We start from the raw sequence: 15,301 nt of genomic DNA on the forward strand, positions 1-15,301 counted from the left end.
GATAGCGTGATCCCTAACGGATTAATCCAGGCGGAGGGAACCATGGCACAAAACAGCAACGTTGCTCGCTTGCGGGGGTTTATCGGCGGCTTTGCCGACCTGCTCGACGCGCGCCCACAGGAAGATGTGCTGATCGAACGCGGCGCGCAGCTGCTGGGTGACTTGGTCAGTGTCGACGATTGGCTTGCGGCCGCTTTCGCCCAGCCCAGTGCCGAGCGTTATCAGCAATACCTGCTGCATGTCGATTCGGCGCAGCGTTTCAGCGTGGTCGGCTTTGTCTGGGGCCAGGGCAGGAAACACCGGTCGCATGACCACCGCGTCTGGGGCCTCATTGGCATGTTGCGCGGCGCTGAAGATGCCCAGGGGTTCAGCCGCGCCAGCAACGGTGCCTTGCAGCCCAGCGGCCCGGCGCAGCGATTGACGCCCGGCCAGGTGGAGGCTGTGTCGCCGCGCATCGGCGATATCCATCAGGTGCGCAACGCGTTCAGCGACCGTACCTCCATCAGCATTCACGTCTACGGCGGCAACATCGGCGCGGTGAAGCGCGCGGTATACCTCGCTGACGGCAGCGAAAAGCCGTTTATCTCCGGTTATGCCAACGACCACTTGCCCAACATCTGGGACCTGTCCAAAGAGAACCCTGCGCCATGAGTGACTTTGCCCATCGTCAGTACGCGGACCTTCGCACCGCCCTGCTCGCCCGCCAGGAATTGGCGCTGCTGGACGTGCGTGAAGAAGCGCCCTTCGCCGAAGCCCATCCGCTGTTTGCGGCCAATGTGCCGCTGTCCAAGTTGGAGGTGGAAATCTATGCACGCGTGCCGCACCGCCATACGCCGATTACGGTCTACGACGACGGCGAAGGCCTGGCCGAGCGGGCGGCTGAACGCATACTCGCCCTGGGTTACAGCGACGTGGCGTTGCTGCAAGGTGGTTTAAGCGGCTGGCGCGAAGCCGGTGGCGAGCTGTTTCGTGACGTTAACGTGCCGAGCAAAGCCTTTGGTGAACTGGTGGAAAGCCGTCGGCACACGCCCTCGTTAGCGGCCGAAGAGGTGCAGGCGCTGTTAAGCGAAAAGGCCAATGTGGTGGTACTCGATGCGCGGCGGTTCGACGAATACCAGACCATGAACATCCCCGGCTCCATCAGCGTGCCGGGCGCCGAATTGGTGCTGCGGGTGCGCGAGCTAGCGCCAGACCCCAGCACCCAAGTAATCGTCAATTGCGCCGGCCGCACGCGCAGCATCATTGGCACCCAGTCGCTGGTAAACGCCGGCATTCCCAACAAGGTGGCGGCGCTGCGCAACGGCACCATCGGCTGGACGCTGGCCGGCCAGACGCTGGAACACGGCCAGGCGCGGCGCTTCAACCACGACACGCCAACGCATTTGCCCGCTGCCCGCGACAGCGCCCGTCGGGTCGCGGAACAAGCCGGCGTGCGCGAAGCCACGCTGGAGCAGTTGAGCGCTTGGCAGGCCGACGATAGCCGCACCACTTACCTCTTCGATGTACGCACGGCCGAGGAATACGAAGCTGGGCATTTGCCCGGCGCGCGGTGGGTTGAAGGCGGTCAACTGGTGCAGGAAACCGACCACGTCGCCAGCGTGCGCGGCGCCCGCCTGGTGCTGGTCGACAATGACGGCGTGCGCGCGCCCATGAGTGCGTCGTGGCTGGCGCAAATGGGTTGGGAAACGTGGGTACTGGCGCCACAGCCTGTGCAGTCATTCACCGCCACAGGCCCGTGGCAAGCGCCTCTGCCAGCCATTGCGAAGGTGGACAGCATCACAGCGCAAACCCTCAGCGAGTGGCAACAAACAGCCGGCACCGTGCTCCTCGATTTCACCAGCAGCGCCAACTACGTCAAACGCCACATCCCCGGCGCTTACTGGTTATTGCGGGCCCATCTGCGCGAAGCGCTTGAGCTATTGCCGGTGGCAGAACGGTATGTGCTGACGTGCGGCAGCAGTCTGTTGGCGCGATTTGCAGCGGCTGATTTGCAAGCCCTAACGAGCGTGCCGGTGAGCGTATTGGAAGGCGGCACCGCCGCGTGGATTGCAGCCGGCTTGCCGCTGGAGGCAGGCGAAACCCACTTGGTTTCGCCACGTATTGACCGCTATCGCCGCCCGTATGAAGGCACCGACAATGCGGTGGCGGCGATGCAGGGGTATCTGGATTGGGAATACGGTTTGGTGGCGCAACTGGAACGCGACGCCACTCATGGTTTTTTCGTGATCTGACGGCTTGCACCAGCCAGGGCACCGATGCGCCCTGGCACGCCAATCAGGCAACTTTGAACTGACGGACCAACTGACTCAGGTCTACCGCCAGGTACGAAAGCTCGCCGCTGGCAATGGTGGTTTGCTGCGCGCCTTCGTTGGATTGCGACGCCAGGTCGCGGATGCTGATCAGGCTGCGATCCACTTCATAGGCCACATGGGTTTGCTGCTCGGCAGCCGTGGCGATCATCAGGCTGCGCTCGTTGATCTGCTCAATCGCCTGATTGATCAGCACCAGCGCCGCGCCGGCCGCAGCCGACAACTCTTGCGTGCGCCCGGCCTGTTCGCTGGTCAGCGCCATGGCTTCAAGCGCGGCGCCGCTGCGGGTGTGGATGCCGGTGACCATGGTTTCGATGTCCTGGGTGGCAGACTGAGTGCGCCGCGCCAACGCCCGCACTTCATCGGCCACCACGGCAAATCCGCGCCCTGCCTCGCCGGCTCGGGCCGCTTCAATGGCGGCATTGAGTGCGAGCAAGTTGGTTTGCTCAGCCACCGAGCGGATCACCGCCAGCACCTTGTTGATATCCGTGGCAACGCCGGCCAACTCCTCCACGCTGCTTGAGGTGTCTTGCACGCTGTCCACCATCTGCGCGATGGCGGCGAGGGTTTCGTCCACTCGCTCGCAGCCATGGTTGGCCGCCGCGCTGGTTTGGGTGGCCACTTCCAGCGCACCGGCGGCGTTGCGAGCAACTTCTTCGATGGCCGCACTCATTTGCGTAACCGCCGTAGCCGCCAGTTCCACTTCCGACGCCTGGCGCTCCATGCCCTGTGACGCGCCTTCGGTGATGCAGTGCATCTGTTCCGAGGTGGCGGCCAGTTGCGCGGAGGAATCGCTGATTTTGCCCAGTGCCTGGCACAGGTTGTTTTGCATGGTTGCCAACGCTTTAAGCAGGCGCGCCATTTCGTCATTACCGTCGACGATCACGGCGCCGCTCAAATCGTTGTCAGCAATTCGCTCGGCGATGGCCAGCGCCTGGCGCACCGGCTTGAGCACGCTGCGGGTGTACAGCCAGGCCATGCCAATGCACACCAGAACGGCAAACACGTTGTAACCGATTACCCACACAAAGGTGTCGTCGTAGGCGCGCTTGGCCTGGGCACTGTAGTCAGCGGCCAGTTCGTTTTTGGCCGCGGCGAAGTCCTTGATCTGCTGTTGCAACGCGGCGCTGCTGCCACGCAATGTGGCTTCGTTGAAGGCGGCAGCGCCAGCCACGTCGCCCGCATCGATCAGGCGCAAATACTGTTCCTGATTGCGGTCGAACAGCACGACCGCTGCACGCAAGGTGTCCAGCGCAGTCTGCTCATCCGTACTCAAGGGCAGCGCGGCGATGCGGTCGAGGTTGGCGTCGATCTTGGCGCGCCAACGCTGAATCTCGGCGGCGGCCGCCTCGCGTGAATCCTGGGTTTCCACGGCGTTGCGCAAAATGCTGTCGGCGGCGTTGATTTTGGAAAAGTTGCTGTCCAGATCACCCAGCTCCTTAACGGCCGGCACGATCTGCATCTGGAAGTAGGTGCTGACATCGTTCAGCGTGCTGGCTTGGCGCAGCGCGGCGAAACCGAGCCCGGCAATCACCACACAAAACAGGCCGAAGCACAGGGTTGAGCGAAAGCCGAGGTTAATCCGTCGAAGCATCATGAGAGTCGTCCAGTGGGGTGGGAAACCACATCGCACCGGAAAGCAAGCAGCGGCTTCAGATAGGTGCGAAGTACAGGACTGAATTAGGCTCGCGAAAGGGTCTGCGGATTAATGCGAAACGGATTACACCCGTGTAGGGCGATACCACAAAGCGGGCCACCCAGGACCAGTAACAAGTGCGCCAGCCCTATCACCTCACCGGCGCATACCGCGCCATCACCTCCACCACCCACTCAATAAACACCCGCAGCTTCAAACTCACATGCCGGTTCGGCGGATACGCCAGGTAAAGCGGCATCGGCTCCATCTGCCAGTCTTCAAACAGCGGCACCAACTGCCCCGCCGCCACCGGCGCTGTGGCCATATAAGCCGGCAGCCACAACATGCCCAAGCCGGCAATACCGGCGGCCAGATACGCATTGCCGTCGTCTACCGCCAGCGCGTACCGGCCCCGCAAATGCACGGTGTCGTCTGCCTTGTGCAAGGAATAGGGCAAGGTTTTGCCGGTTCGCGCCCACAGGTAGCCGACCACGCGGTGCGCCGACTCTTCCAGGTCGCGCGGGTGAGCCGGGGTGCCCATGCGCCGCAGATAGTCCGGCGCGGCGTACACGCCCAACTGCAAATCGCCGACCTTGCGCGCCATCAGCGATTGGTCGAGCAGCTCGCCGCCGCGCACCACGCAGTCCACCTTCTCGCCGATCAGGTCGACCATGCGGTCGCTCACGCCCATGTCGATCTGAATATCCGGATAGCGCGCGTAAAACTCAGGCAACGCCGGTATCAGCAAGGTGGTCGCCAGCGGACTGGGCACATCGACCCGCAGCCGGCCGCGCGGCGCCGTGGCGGCACTCGACAGACTGGTCTCGGCATCGTCCAGCTCGCCCAGCAAGCGCACCACGCGCTCGTAATACACGGCGCCATCGGCGGTGAGGTTGAGCTTGCGCGTGGTGCGGTTCAGCAGCTTTACCCGCAGCCTGGCTTCCAGTTGCTGAATCAGCTGCGTGACTGTGGTTTTGCTCATGTGCAGGGTGTCGGCGGCCTTGGTGAAACTGCCCGCTTCCACCACCCGGGCGAAGGCCAGCATTGCGTCGAAACGGTCCATGGGCGGGTTCCTTGGCGGCTTGATTGTTTGGAAAGCACAAACAGTGCTGGCCAAGGTTGCGCGTTTATTGACTGCAGGCCAAGACCTAGAGTGGCCGCACATCCACTGATACGAGGCTTTGCCATGAACAACCGCGACGTCGTTTTCCCCGAAGGCCGCCAGGCGCTGTACGAGATCAACCGCTACTCGCCAGCCGTTCGCTCCAACGGTTTTCTGTTCGTTTCCGGCCAGGTCGGCAGCCGCGAAGACGGCTCGCCGGAACCGGACCTGCTCACCCAGGTGCGTACCGCTTTCCGTAACCTCAACGCCGTGCTCGCCGCTGCCGATTGCACCTTCCACGATGTGGTGGACGTAACGGTATTCATCGTCGACCCGCAGGAGAAATTCGAAGCCATCTGGACCGTGGTGCCCGAGTTCTGGGGCGAAGCACCGTTCCCGAATATCACCTGCGTGGGCGTGACCTGGCTGTACGGTTTCGACTTTGAAATCAAAGTCATCGCCAAACTGCCGAACGGCGCCTGAGCATCATCAAGTCGTCATAAAGCCGGTTCACCCTACTTCCACGCAGCTTATTGCGTGTGTGCTCGATAATTTGCCGACCCTGGGTTGGCATTTTTTTTGACCGGCTGAAACCCAGCCGCAGGAGGCGAACATGGACATCGCAGTACAAAAACAGACGACCGCTAACCGTGAAACCTGGATGGTCACCACCGGCAACATGGCCATTTCCTTTTCCGACCAGGATTCGGCCATGCACTTCGCCGACAAACTCAAAGAACGCGTAGAAGCGCCGCATCCGCTTCTGGGCGAGGTGCTGTTGTCCACTTATGCCGGGCTTGGCGAGGCCGCGCAGTAAGGCAAGCACAGCGGCGATTTATTCTTGCAACCAAAGCTCAGCGGCCTGGGTCAATGAGGCAACAGCTGGCCGATAACGGAACCAAACCGTCGTCAGCCAGCCATCAAATCGCAATATCGCCGCCCTACAGTGCAGCCTCGAATTCAGGAGTAAGGCTTGTGAATCGCAGCATCCGTAACCTGTGCAAAACCCTCGACAACGTTGCCGCCAACAATCAAACCGCCGCCATCGCCATGATGCGAGCCGCCGAAGCGAGCAACGATCAATTGCTGAAACAGCAGCTGCTTAATGTGATTCACCGTCTGAACGTCGACGCCGAATTGCTCCAGGCGGCTCGCCACGAAATTGCCAGCGAAGGCCTGAAACGCGCCTGAGTAGTGCCCCCCGAGCGCCTGCAATGGGCGCTTCGGGCTGATATCGAACTTGCAGTTTGCAATCGCCTCCCCGCCTCACCATGCAGTCTGCAAATACTACGGTGATATCAGCGTAAGCTAACTGCTTGATTTTAAAAGGCTTTCATCCCAGTTAAAAATTGGCACGCCTGCTGCTCTCTTGTTTGCATCTCAAACAAAAATCGGAGAGCACAAACAATGCAACTGGCGATCAACTACCTCTTCCAATCCTTCCCAGACCAACAAGTGGCCGTGACCCCTCGCCCGGACGGTACGCTGCTGCTGAATTTGCAGTGCGGCGAGCAACAGATCACCAAGGTGATTGCCAGCGAAGCGGTATTCAACGAAGCCAAAATCAAAGACGTGGTGCGCGACATTCAGCGCGACATGAAGCTGGCCTCTGGCGAGCTGTGCTGGAAAGGCGCCGGTGCTCATTGGGTGTGGCAACGCCTGCCCACCTATGAAGGCCCGATCCACGTCACCAAGGCCAAGCGCCTGTCCCAGCGTCCACTGGCTCACATGCGTCCGCATCTCAATGCGGCCATGTCGGCCTAAGCGTCGCAGCACGATTTCCCTCAGCGATAGACTTGCCCGGCTCCGTAAGGCGCCGGGATTTTTTTGCCCAGCATCAGGAGACCATTCCCATGCGCGCACTGACCTATCACGGAAGCCATAACGTCAAGGTCGACAACGTACCCGACCCCATCATTCAAGAGCCGGACGACATCATTCTGCGGGTGACCGCCACCGCCATCTGCGGCTCGGACTTGCACCTGTATCGCGGCAAGATTCCCGCCGTAAAACACGGCGATATTTTCGGCCATGAGTTCATGGGCATCGTCGAAGAAGTTGGCAGCGCGGTGACTGCCGTGGCCAAAGGCGACCGCGTCATCGTGCCGTTTGTGATTGCCTGCGGCAGCTGCTTCTTCTGCGACATGAACCTGCACGCGGCCTGCGAAACCACCAACCCGGACCGTGGCGCCATCCTTAATAAAAAGCAGATTCCCTCGGGCGCAGCGTTGTTCGGCTACAGCCATTTGTATGGCGGCATGCCGGGCGGTCAGGCCGAACTGGTGCGCGTGCCGAAGGCCAACGCCGGACCGTTCAAAGTGCCGGATGAACTCGACGACGAACGCGTGCTGTTCCTGACCGACATTTTGCCCACCGGCTACCAGGCCGCCGTAAACGCGGGGATAAAACCAGGCAGCAGCGTCGCCATTTACGGCGCCGGGCCGGTCGGTTTGATGTCGGCGGCTTGCGCGCGACTGCTCGGCGCCGAGCAGATTTTCATTGTCGACCAGCACCCCTATCGCCTCGACTACGCCATGCGCACCTACGGCGCGATACCGATCAACTTCCGCGACGTCGACGACCCGGCCGCCGCCATCATCGAGCAAACGGCCGGCCACCGTGGCGTGGACGCGGTGATTGACGCCGTGGGTTTTGAAGCCAAGGGCAGCACCACCGAAACCGTGCTCTCCACCCTGAAAATAGAAGGCAGCAGCGGCAAGGCGTTACGTCAATGCATCGCCGCTGTTCGCCGTGGCGGCACCGTGAGTGTGCCGGGCGTGTATGCCGGCTTCATCCACGGCTTCCTGTTCGGCGATGCCTTCGACAAAGGCCTGACCTTCAAGATGGGCCAAACCCATGTGCACGGCACCCTGCCGACCTTGCTCGAACACATTCAACGCGGCGAGCTGCACCCGGAAATCATCATCAGCCACCGCATGAACCTGTCCGATGCGGCCGAGGGCTACAAGATCTTCGACAAAGCCGACGACGAATGCCGCAAGGTGATTTTGCGGCCCTGATCCACCGGGTAAAAAACGAGACCTTATGGCCAAGAAATCCGCTGCCGCCGACACGCTGCGCATCGCCACCTTCAACGTCAACGGCATCAACACACGCCTGTCGGCATTGCTGGCCTGGCTGCAGCGCGAGGCGCCCGACATCGTTTGCCTGCAAGAGCTGAAAGCCGCGCAGCAAAAGTTTCCCGCCAGCGCGATACGCGAAGCCGGTTACGGCGTGATCTGGAAAGGCCAGCCGGCATGGAACGGCGTGGCGATTCTGGCCAAAGGCATGGAGCCGTTGGAAATCCGCAACGAACTGCCCGGCGACCCGGACGACACCCAGAGCCGCTACCTGGAAGCGGCGGCTCATGGTGTGGTCGTCGGCTGCTTGTACTTGCCCAATGGCAACCCGCAACCGGGGCCGAAGTTCGACTACAAACTGGCGTGGTTTGAACGTTTGATCAGCCATGCCGAAGGCTTGGTCGACAACGGTCACCCCGTGGTGCTGGCCGGCGACTTCAATGTGGTGCCCACCGACTTCGATATCTACAACCCCAAATCCTGGCGCAAGGACGCGTTGCTGCAGCCGGAAAGTCGCGAGTGTTACCAACGCCTGCTGGCTCAGGGTTGGACCGACTCGCTGCGCGAGCGCCACCCCGATGAGCCGATCTACACCTTCTGGGATTACTTCCGCCAACACTGGCAACGCAACAGCGGTTTGCGTATCGACCACTTGCTGTTGAGCAAGCCGCTGGCCAAGCGTTTGGTCGACGCCAACGTCGACCGCTGGGTGCGCGATCAAGAACACGCCAGCGACCACGCCCCCACCTGGATCACGCTCAAGCGCTGACGACCCGCGACGAAACGCAACGAACTCCCGCCAACCGGGGCAGGTCATCTGCTTAGCAAGCAATCCACTACCACCCGCAGCGGAGAACCCCATGGCAGGCACGTTGGTATCGCTGGGCAGCATTAACGCGGACTTCCAATTGCGCGTGAACGACGCCCTGAGCGACGTCGAAACGCAACTGGCCACCGGCTTTGCAAGGCGGCCGGGTGGCAAGGCCGCCAACACGGCGTACATCGGTGCCCTGTTCGGTCATCGCAGCGTATTACTGGGCCGCGTGGGCAACGATGACCTGGCCGAACAAGCCCTGGCGCCGTTGCGCGCGGCCGCAGTCGAGCTGAGCGGTGTCAGCCGTTCCCATACAGAACCGACCGCCGTGTCGATGATTGTGGTGCCGCCCGATGGCAAGAAGCAGATCGTGCTGGCCGCCAATGCCAATGATGAATGGGACCCGGCCGCCCTCGACGTGGCACTCGAGCCGCTAAATGGGCTGACGGCGCCTGCTTGTCTGGTGGTCGATTGCGAAGTGCCCACTTGGGTGGTCGAGCACGTGGTGCAGCAGGCGCACCGCCTGCACATTCCGGTGATCCTCGACCCCTCCTTCCCCGACCGTGTGCCGCCTGCCCTGCTCCACGGCCTGACCGCAATCACCCCCAATTGCGAAGAAGTGGCCGCGCTGTTGGGCCTGGAACCTGGCGAACTGAACGAGCTTGAAGCCCTCGCCCACGCCGCCCGTGAACTGTGCGCACGCGGAGTGAAATTGGCCTGCATCAAACTTGCCGATGGCGGTGCCGTCATGGCCTACGAGCAACGGGTTTTCTATGTGCCGGCCGCCGAAGTCAACGTGGTCGACAGCACCGGCGCCGGCGACGCCTTTACCGCCGTGCTGGCCATCACATGGCTCGAAGGCCTGGCGCCGTTAGAAACCGTGGCGTGGGCCGTGGCCGCCGCGCAACAGGCCGTCACCGGCTATGGCTCGCAGGAAGCCTACGCCGACCGTGAACACCTCGAAGCCCTGGCCGGGCAGCGGTTTTTCCAGGCGCGGGAACTGCTCAATGATTGACCACTGTGGCGGCGCGATGCTCGCCTTCGCCGCGTTCGACCCCCACGATGAACGTCGCCGCGAAGCCCTGTTCACCCTTGGCAACGGCGTGCTGACCTGGCGTTCCAGTGCGCCGGAAGCGGCCTTCGGCGGCGCGCCGGGCATGCGCTACGCCGGCCTTTACCGCGGCGGCTGGTACGACGCCGCGCCGCGCTCGGTCAATGGTGTAACGCAGACTCTGGAAGCGCTCGTTAACCTGCCCGACCCCTTCGGCCTGAGCGTTTCGCTGGACGGCGAGCAGTGGTTCACCGGCGAGGCGCTGGACTATCAACAGCACCTCGACCTGCGTGCCGCGCAGCTCAATCGCACGTTAAGTTTTCGCTTGGGCGAGCGACACATTCAGCTGCATGAAGAACGCCTGGTGAGCATGGCCGAGCCGACGCTCGCCTTGCTGCGCTGGACGCTCAGCAGCGACCAGCCGCTGCCGCCGTTGCACGTTCGTTCGCTGTTGGACGGCGGCGTCAGCAACAGCCTGGTCAGCGGCAGTCATCCGTACGAAGGCTCGCGCTTGCGACCGGGCACCTTTACCCACCGCGCCGATGGCCATGCGCAGGTGCGCGCCCGGTTAATTTCCGCTATCGGCGAGGTGCTGGTGGCCTGCCAACTGCGAAGCGACGAGCCGCTGAATTGGCGCAGCGACATCCAAGCGCAGCGGCTTATCCAGCACACCGTGATCGAGCAACCCGGCACCCGCGTCACCCTGGAAAAACGCGTTCGGGTGTTGGTGGATGACGAGATTCCGGCCGGCACGGTGGAACTGCCCACCGCACCGTTTGCCAGCTTGCGTGCAGCGCATCAGCGCGCTTGGGAAACACTCTGGCGCGCTGCCGATGTGCAGCTGGACGACACCGTACTCGATACGCCGCTGCGCCTGGGCGCCTGGCATGTGCTGCAAGCCGCCTCGCCACTGAGTGCCGAGCGCGACCAGAGCTTTCCGTCACGCGGTTGGCACGAGGGCTATTTCGGGCAGATTTTCTGGGACGAGCTGTTCGCCTATTCGTTTCTTTCCAGCCGCCTGCCGGCCATTACGCTGAGCATGTTGCGCTACCGCTACCGGCGCCTGGATGCCGCCCGCGAAAACGCGCGCCAGGCCGGCCTAGAAGGCGCCCTGTTCCCGTGGCGCAGCGCCCGCAGCGGCCGCGAGCAAACGCCGCCGTTCAACTACAACCCGCTATCGGGACGCTGGATGGCCGACCACACGTACCTGCAACGGCACATCGGTGCTGCCGTGGTGTATGGCGTTTGGCAGCACTATCAAATCAGCGGCGAGAAAGAGTTTTTAGCCGACTGGGGCGGCGAAATGGTGCTGGAGATCGCCCGCTGCTGGGCCAGCCTGGTCAGCTACGACGAAACCCTGGAGCGCTTTGTCATCAATGGTGTGATTGGTCCCGACGAATACCACACGGGCTACCCGCACACCGGCCAGCCGGGCTTGAACAACAACGCCTACACCAACCTCATGGCTGCCTGGGTGCTGCACCGGGCCGTGGATTTATTGCACTGTCTGCCAGCCGACCTGGAAGCTGCGTTGCGCAGCCGGCTTCAGCTCAAAGACAGCGAAGTCGCACACTGGCGCCATATCGGTTCACGGATGTATCTACCCTTTCTACCCGACGGCGTGCTCAACCAGTTCGACGGCTACGAGCACCTGCAACCGGTGCCGAGGGAATGGATGACCACCGAGCACCCGCGTCTGGACTGGATGCTCGAGGCGCGCAACGACTGCTGCGAGTGCTACCAAGTCAGCAAGCAGGCCGACGTGCTCGCCTTGTTTCATCTATTCCCGCCAGCCGAGCTCAGCGACCTGTGTGAACACCTTGGCTATCACTTCGACGTGCCCGCCATGCGCCGCACCGCCGACTTCCATCTGGCGCGACTGAGCCACGAATCGAGCCTGTCGAAACTGGTGTGTGCCGGCGCGCTGGCTCACTTGAACCCGCAAGCCTCGTGGGACAGTTGGTGCGATTGCCTGCGCACCGACCTCGACGCCCCGGCCGACAGCGGCACCCTCGAAGGCGTGCACCTGGGCGCCATGGCCGGTTCGCTGGACGTGTTGCAGCGTCATTACCTGGGCCTGCACCCCACCGCTGAATGCCTGCGCATATTTCCTGCCGTGCCGCCCGCGCTCGACGGCGTGCACATGGGCTTCACCTTTCAAGGCCGCTACCTGCGCGTGCAACTGCGCGACAAGGTGCTGAGCCTGCACCTGGCGGAAAACGCCGAGCCATTGGACGTCTGTCACCCCGGCGGTAGCGAAACGCTGACCCCCGGCGCGGTGTTGCGTCTGGACTGCCACGCGCCAGCGGCGCACTAAACGAGGATGGGCTAATGAACACACTGAGCGGACAAATCGTTATCGTCACCGGCTCGGATTCGGGCATGGGCCGCGCCATGGCGCTGGCCTTCGCCCGAGAAGGCGCCGACGTGGTGATCACCTACCACAGCGACCAAGAAGGCGCGCAATCAACCCTTGATGACGTTAAACGGCGCGGCAATCGCGCGCTGATGCGCCAGGTCGATGTCGGCGATGAAAGCAGCGTGGTAGAGCTGTTCAACGCCGTCACCGCCGAGCTCGGCACGCCGACCGTTTTGGTCAACAACGCCGGCATTGGCATGAGCAAAGCCTTTATCGAGCTGACCGCCGAGGACTTCGATAAAACCATCCGCACCGACCTGCGCGGGCCGTTCCTGTGCAGCCGCGAATTTGTCCGCCTGCGGGAAAAAGCCGGTGGCGGCGGGAAAATCCTCAACATCACCTCGGTGCACGACTCCATCCCCAGCCCCGGCAACGTGCCCTACGGCGCAGCCAAAGGCGGCCTGTTGACCATGACCCGCAGCCTGGCTCTGGAACTGGCGCCGATGGGCATCAACGTCAACGCCGTAGCACCCGGCATGATCGACACGCCGATGACCCACAAACGCCTGGAAGACCCGCAAACCCGCACCAAAGAGCTGCCGAATATTCCCTTCAAGCGGCCCGGCCGTCCGGAGGAAATCGCCGAGATGGCGCTGTTTCTGATCGGACCGGATTCGGCGTATATCACCGGGCAGAATTTTGTCGTGGATGGCGGCTTGGAGATGAATTGGGGACAAGGGGCTTAAGCAACGTGAAAGCTGGGCTTCGCTTGAAACGAAGCCCAACGAGCCAGCGTTACAAAATCGGCTTTCCGCCCGTTACCCCATAGCGCGTGCCGGAGATGTAGCTGCCTTCATCCGAAGCCAACAGCACATAAATCGGCGCCACTTCCACCGGCTGCCCAGGCCGACCCAACGGGGTTTGCGAGCCAAAGCTGGTGATGTCTTCTTCGGTCATGGTCGAGACAATCAACGGCGTCCAGATCGGTCCCGGCGCCACCGAATTTACGCGGATGCCCTTCTCGCCCAACAACTGCGCCAGTCCGGCAGTGAAGTTAGCGATGGCGCCTTTGGTGGTGGCATAGGCGAGCAAGGTTGGCTTCGGTGTGTCGGAGTTGACCGAGCTGGTGTTGATGATTGAGCTGCCCGGTGCCATGTGCGGCACGGCGGCTTTGCAGATGCGAAACATGGCCGTGATGTTGATATCGAAGGTGCGCACCCACTCTTCATCGGGGATATCGGCCAAGTCGCTGTGGGTCATCTGGAACGCGGCGTTGTTGACCAACACGTCGATGCGGCCAAAGGTTTCCACGGTCTTGGCCACCAGCTGTTCGCAGACGTTTTTGTCGGCGATATCACCGGGCAGCAACAGGCACTGACGCCCAGCCTGCTCGACCCAACGCGCGGTTTCCTTGGCGTCTTCGTGCTCGTCCAGGTAGGCGATGGCCACGTCCGCGCCTTCACGGGCGAAGGCGATGGCGACGGCGCGGCCAATGCCGCTGTCGGCGCCGGTGATCAGCGCAATTTTATTGGCTAAGCGATGGTGGCCGGTGTAGCTCTGCTCGCCGCAATCGGGGTACGGCTCCATACGGGTTTGGCTGCCTGGCACGGCTTGTTTTTGCGAAGGGAATGGGGGCGTTGGGTACTCTTTCATCGGTTCGCTCCAGTCAGTTGATCGAGTAGGGTCGACTGACGGCGCGCGGTGGCCGTTCAACTTTTACGATGAGGGGCGTGGAGCTTTCGGTCGAGTCTGGGGATGGCGATTGCAGGTCAGACCAATCGCGGCTAAAGCCGCTCCCACAGTAGAGCTCCGGTGCTGGCCGGCATCGGCATCAAACCGCTTCCACCGACCCTGTGGGAGCGGCTTTAGCCGCGATGCTTTTCAAGACTCCACTGGAATGATCGAAATCTTGCCGTTCTTCTCGACAATCGCGAATTTGATCTGCTGCAAGCTCACCAGCCCCTGTTTTTCCCGCGCGGCTTCGAGAATATCCTCCTCACGCAGGTGCATGGCGCGCAGGCGGCTCTGTAGCGGCACGCCGTTTTCTACGACGATGGTAGGCGAGCCCTCCATCCATAAATCAAACGACGGCCAGCGGTATTTCAGCCGCGACAGCACCACGTCGATGGTCACCAGCGTGACGATCACCAAGGCGGCGTTGGTGAAGGAAAAGTCGTCGCCCAGCAGCGCCTGCTGGGTGGCTTCGCTGATGATCAGCAGCAAGATGAAATCGAAAATAGTCAGTTCCGACAACGAACGACGCCCGGCAAAGCGCAGGATGATCAGCAGCGCAAAGTAGATACCAGCGGCGCGTAATACAGCGTCCATAAAGGCCTCGAATCACGGGTAGATAAACTGGTTGAGCGTCACGCTGCCGCCCGGTCCACGCACCACCGAGCGATACGCGCCGACGCCGTCAGAGCGCACGGCCAAGTGCACCCGTACCTGGCCGCCAGCGTCGGCGCGAAGCGCCAGCTGCATGCCGGTTTTGTCGAAGGTGGCGGCGTTTTTCGCCGGTGGCGTGATGCTTTCCACGGTCAGGCCGTCGAGCAATTCGCCCTCGATACGCAACGGCAGGTCGGCGTTGGGCGCGCCGCGCAGGTCGACAACAATCACGGACGTGGCGCCGTTGCGCAGAAAGCGTTCGTAACTCACGGCCAGCTGATCCTGGCCAGTGCTGGCCTGGCTGCTGCTCAACAGGCCTTTGGAAAACAGCCCGAGCAATGTCAGCAGCACCAGCACGGTCATGCCCACCAGGCCGAGGCGTTCGAGCAGCCATAAGCGCCGCTGTACGGCCATGTTTTCGTGCACCGGCGTGAGGCGGCTGCGCGCATCGTGTTCAGTCAGTTTTACCCGGAACATGCCCATGGTTCGGCTCCTCCATAAAAATGGACTGAGCCGGCGCGGCAATGGTTCGAGGTGTTTGCTAGGGTGAGGCGCTGCACTGAAA

16 protein-coding genes are annotated in these 15,301 nt (G+C 62.2%); 11 read left to right on the forward strand and 5 right to left on the reverse strand.

What is annotated here, in order from left to right; translation table 11 throughout:
- Window positions 1-42 precede the first annotated feature (42 nt).
- Both ACZZZP_RS11735 and ACZZZP_RS11740 read left to right on the forward strand, forming a co-directional pair.
- Window positions 43-651, forward strand: a complete 609-nt coding sequence (locus ACZZZP_RS11735) for a cysteine dioxygenase family protein (protein ID WP_463536541.1) — start codon at window positions 43-45, stop codon at window positions 649-651.
- Complete coding sequence (locus tag ACZZZP_RS11740) at window positions 648-2,231, forward strand: rhodanese-related sulfurtransferase (RefSeq protein WP_463382832.1); 1,584 nt, start codon at window positions 648-650, stop codon at window positions 2,229-2,231. The genes ACZZZP_RS11735 and ACZZZP_RS11740 overlap by 4 nt, the downstream gene beginning before the upstream one ends.
- A 43-nt stretch (window positions 2,232-2,274) precedes the next feature.
- Here the strand turns inward: ACZZZP_RS11740 and ACZZZP_RS11745 are convergent, their stop codons facing one another.
- Window positions 2,275-3,906: a methyl-accepting chemotaxis protein gene (locus ACZZZP_RS11745; protein ID WP_463382833.1), complete on the reverse strand. Its 1,632-nt coding sequence runs from the start codon at window positions 3,904-3,906 to the stop codon at window positions 2,275-2,277.
- Between the two features lie 190 nt (window positions 3,907-4,096).
- On the reverse strand, window positions 4,097-5,008 hold the full coding sequence (locus ACZZZP_RS11750; RefSeq protein ID WP_463382834.1) for a LysR family transcriptional regulator: 912 nt from the start codon (window positions 5,006-5,008) through the stop codon (window positions 4,097-4,099).
- Window positions 5,009-5,131: 123 nt separating this feature from the next.
- Between ACZZZP_RS11750 and ACZZZP_RS11755 the strand changes: the two genes are divergently transcribed.
- The 9 genes from ACZZZP_RS11755 to ACZZZP_RS11795 all read left to right on the forward strand — a co-directional run bounded on the left by ACZZZP_RS11755 (window position 5,132) and on the right by ACZZZP_RS11795 (window position 13,097).
- Window positions 5,132-5,530 (forward strand): RidA family protein, encoded by a 399-nt coding sequence (locus ACZZZP_RS11755; protein ID WP_463382835.1) that lies wholly within the window; start codon window positions 5,132-5,134, stop codon window positions 5,528-5,530.
- Between the two features lie 130 nt (window positions 5,531-5,660).
- Window positions 5,661-5,864, forward strand: a complete 204-nt coding sequence (locus ACZZZP_RS11760; RefSeq protein WP_122495801.1) for a hypothetical protein — start codon at window positions 5,661-5,663, stop codon at window positions 5,862-5,864.
- A 158-nt stretch (window positions 5,865-6,022) separates the two neighbouring features.
- Complete coding sequence (locus tag ACZZZP_RS11765) at window positions 6,023-6,238, forward strand: hypothetical protein (protein ID WP_463382836.1); 216 nt, start codon at window positions 6,023-6,025, stop codon at window positions 6,236-6,238.
- 216 nt (window positions 6,239-6,454) lie between these two features.
- Window positions 6,455-6,811 carry a DUF3509 domain-containing protein gene (locus ACZZZP_RS11770; protein WP_122450971.1) on the forward strand — a complete coding sequence of 119 codons (357 nt, stop codon included), beginning with the start codon at window positions 6,455-6,457 and terminating at the stop codon, window positions 6,809-6,811.
- A gap of 89 nt (window positions 6,812-6,900) precedes the next feature.
- The gene (locus tag ACZZZP_RS11775) at window positions 6,901-8,067 is read left to right on the forward strand and encodes a zinc-dependent alcohol dehydrogenase (protein WP_122495798.1); all 1,167 of its coding nucleotides are present in this window, start codon (window positions 6,901-6,903) and stop codon (window positions 8,065-8,067) included.
- 25 nt (window positions 8,068-8,092) lie between these two features.
- Window positions 8,093-8,896 carry an exodeoxyribonuclease III gene (locus tag ACZZZP_RS11780; RefSeq protein ID WP_463382837.1) on the forward strand — a complete coding sequence of 268 codons (804 nt, stop codon included), beginning with the start codon at window positions 8,093-8,095 and terminating at the stop codon, window positions 8,894-8,896.
- Window positions 8,897-8,987: 91 nt separating this feature from the next.
- Window positions 8,988-9,956 carry a PfkB family carbohydrate kinase gene (locus ACZZZP_RS11785; protein WP_463382838.1) on the forward strand — a complete coding sequence of 323 codons (969 nt, stop codon included), beginning with the start codon at window positions 8,988-8,990 and terminating at the stop codon, window positions 9,954-9,956.
- Window positions 9,949-12,309 (forward strand): glycosyl hydrolase family 65 domain-containing protein, encoded by a 2,361-nt coding sequence (locus ACZZZP_RS11790; RefSeq protein WP_463382839.1) that lies wholly within the window; start codon window positions 9,949-9,951, stop codon window positions 12,307-12,309. Before ACZZZP_RS11785 ends, ACZZZP_RS11790 begins: the two co-directional genes overlap by 8 nt.
- A gap of 14 nt (window positions 12,310-12,323) precedes the next feature.
- Window positions 12,324-13,097 carry an SDR family oxidoreductase gene (locus ACZZZP_RS11795; protein ID WP_463382840.1) on the forward strand — a complete coding sequence of 258 codons (774 nt, stop codon included), beginning with the start codon at window positions 12,324-12,326 and terminating at the stop codon, window positions 13,095-13,097.
- 49 nt (window positions 13,098-13,146) lie between these two features.
- Here ACZZZP_RS11795 and ACZZZP_RS11800 read toward each other — a convergent pair whose 3' ends face one another.
- The 3 genes from ACZZZP_RS11800 to ACZZZP_RS11810 all read right to left on the reverse strand — a co-directional run bounded on the left by ACZZZP_RS11800 (window position 13,147) and on the right by ACZZZP_RS11810 (window position 15,219).
- On the reverse strand, window positions 13,147-14,004 hold the full coding sequence (locus ACZZZP_RS11800; RefSeq protein ID WP_463382841.1) for an SDR family oxidoreductase: 858 nt from the start codon (window positions 14,002-14,004) through the stop codon (window positions 13,147-13,149).
- Window positions 14,005-14,232: 228 nt separating this feature from the next.
- Window positions 14,233-14,679, reverse strand: a complete 447-nt coding sequence (locus tag ACZZZP_RS11805) for a YetF domain-containing protein (protein WP_122495787.1) — start codon at window positions 14,677-14,679, stop codon at window positions 14,233-14,235.
- Between the two features lie 12 nt (window positions 14,680-14,691).
- Complete coding sequence (locus ACZZZP_RS11810) at window positions 14,692-15,219, reverse strand: hypothetical protein (RefSeq protein WP_463382842.1); 528 nt, start codon at window positions 15,217-15,219, stop codon at window positions 14,692-14,694.
- Window positions 15,220-15,301 lie beyond the last annotated feature (82 nt).

It is taken from the genome of Pseudomonas sp. AC211 (assembly GCF_979258055.1).

Coding starts and splice junctions, on each gene's coding strand:
- ACZZZP_RS11810 (WP_463382842.1), bottom strand. CDS start 15,219: ATGGGCATGTTCCGGGTAAAACTGACTGAACACGATGCGCGCAGCCGC.
- ACZZZP_RS11805 (WP_122495787.1), bottom strand. CDS start 14,679: ATGGACGCTGTATTACGCGCCGCTGGTATCTACTTTGCGCTGCTGATC.
- ACZZZP_RS11780 (WP_463382837.1), top strand. CDS start 8,093: ATGGCCAAGAAATCCGCTGCCGCCGACACGCTGCGCATCGCCACCTTC.
- ACZZZP_RS11775 (WP_122495798.1), top strand. CDS start 6,901: ATGCGCGCACTGACCTATCACGGAAGCCATAACGTCAAGGTCGACAAC.
- ACZZZP_RS11740 (WP_463382832.1), top strand. CDS start 648: ATGAGTGACTTTGCCCATCGTCAGTACGCGGACCTTCGCACCGCCCTG.
- ACZZZP_RS11795 (WP_463382840.1), top strand. CDS start 12,324: ATGAACACACTGAGCGGACAAATCGTTATCGTCACCGGCTCGGATTCG.
- ACZZZP_RS11760 (WP_122495801.1), top strand. CDS start 5,661: ATGGACATCGCAGTACAAAAACAGACGACCGCTAACCGTGAAACCTGG.
- ACZZZP_RS11735 (WP_463536541.1), top strand. CDS start 43: ATGGCACAAAACAGCAACGTTGCTCGCTTGCGGGGGTTTATCGGCGGC.
- ACZZZP_RS11755 (WP_463382835.1), top strand. CDS start 5,132: ATGAACAACCGCGACGTCGTTTTCCCCGAAGGCCGCCAGGCGCTGTAC.
- ACZZZP_RS11745 (WP_463382833.1), bottom strand. CDS start 3,906: ATGATGCTTCGACGGATTAACCTCGGCTTTCGCTCAACCCTGTGCTTC.
- ACZZZP_RS11785 (WP_463382838.1), top strand. CDS start 8,988: ATGGCAGGCACGTTGGTATCGCTGGGCAGCATTAACGCGGACTTCCAA.
- ACZZZP_RS11790 (WP_463382839.1), top strand. CDS start 9,949: ATGATTGACCACTGTGGCGGCGCGATGCTCGCCTTCGCCGCGTTCGAC.
- ACZZZP_RS11770 (WP_122450971.1), top strand. CDS start 6,455: ATGCAACTGGCGATCAACTACCTCTTCCAATCCTTCCCAGACCAACAA.
- ACZZZP_RS11750 (WP_463382834.1), bottom strand. CDS start 5,008: ATGGACCGTTTCGACGCAATGCTGGCCTTCGCCCGGGTGGTGGAAGCG.
- ACZZZP_RS11800 (WP_463382841.1), bottom strand. CDS start 14,004: ATGAAAGAGTACCCAACGCCCCCATTCCCTTCGCAAAAACAAGCCGTG.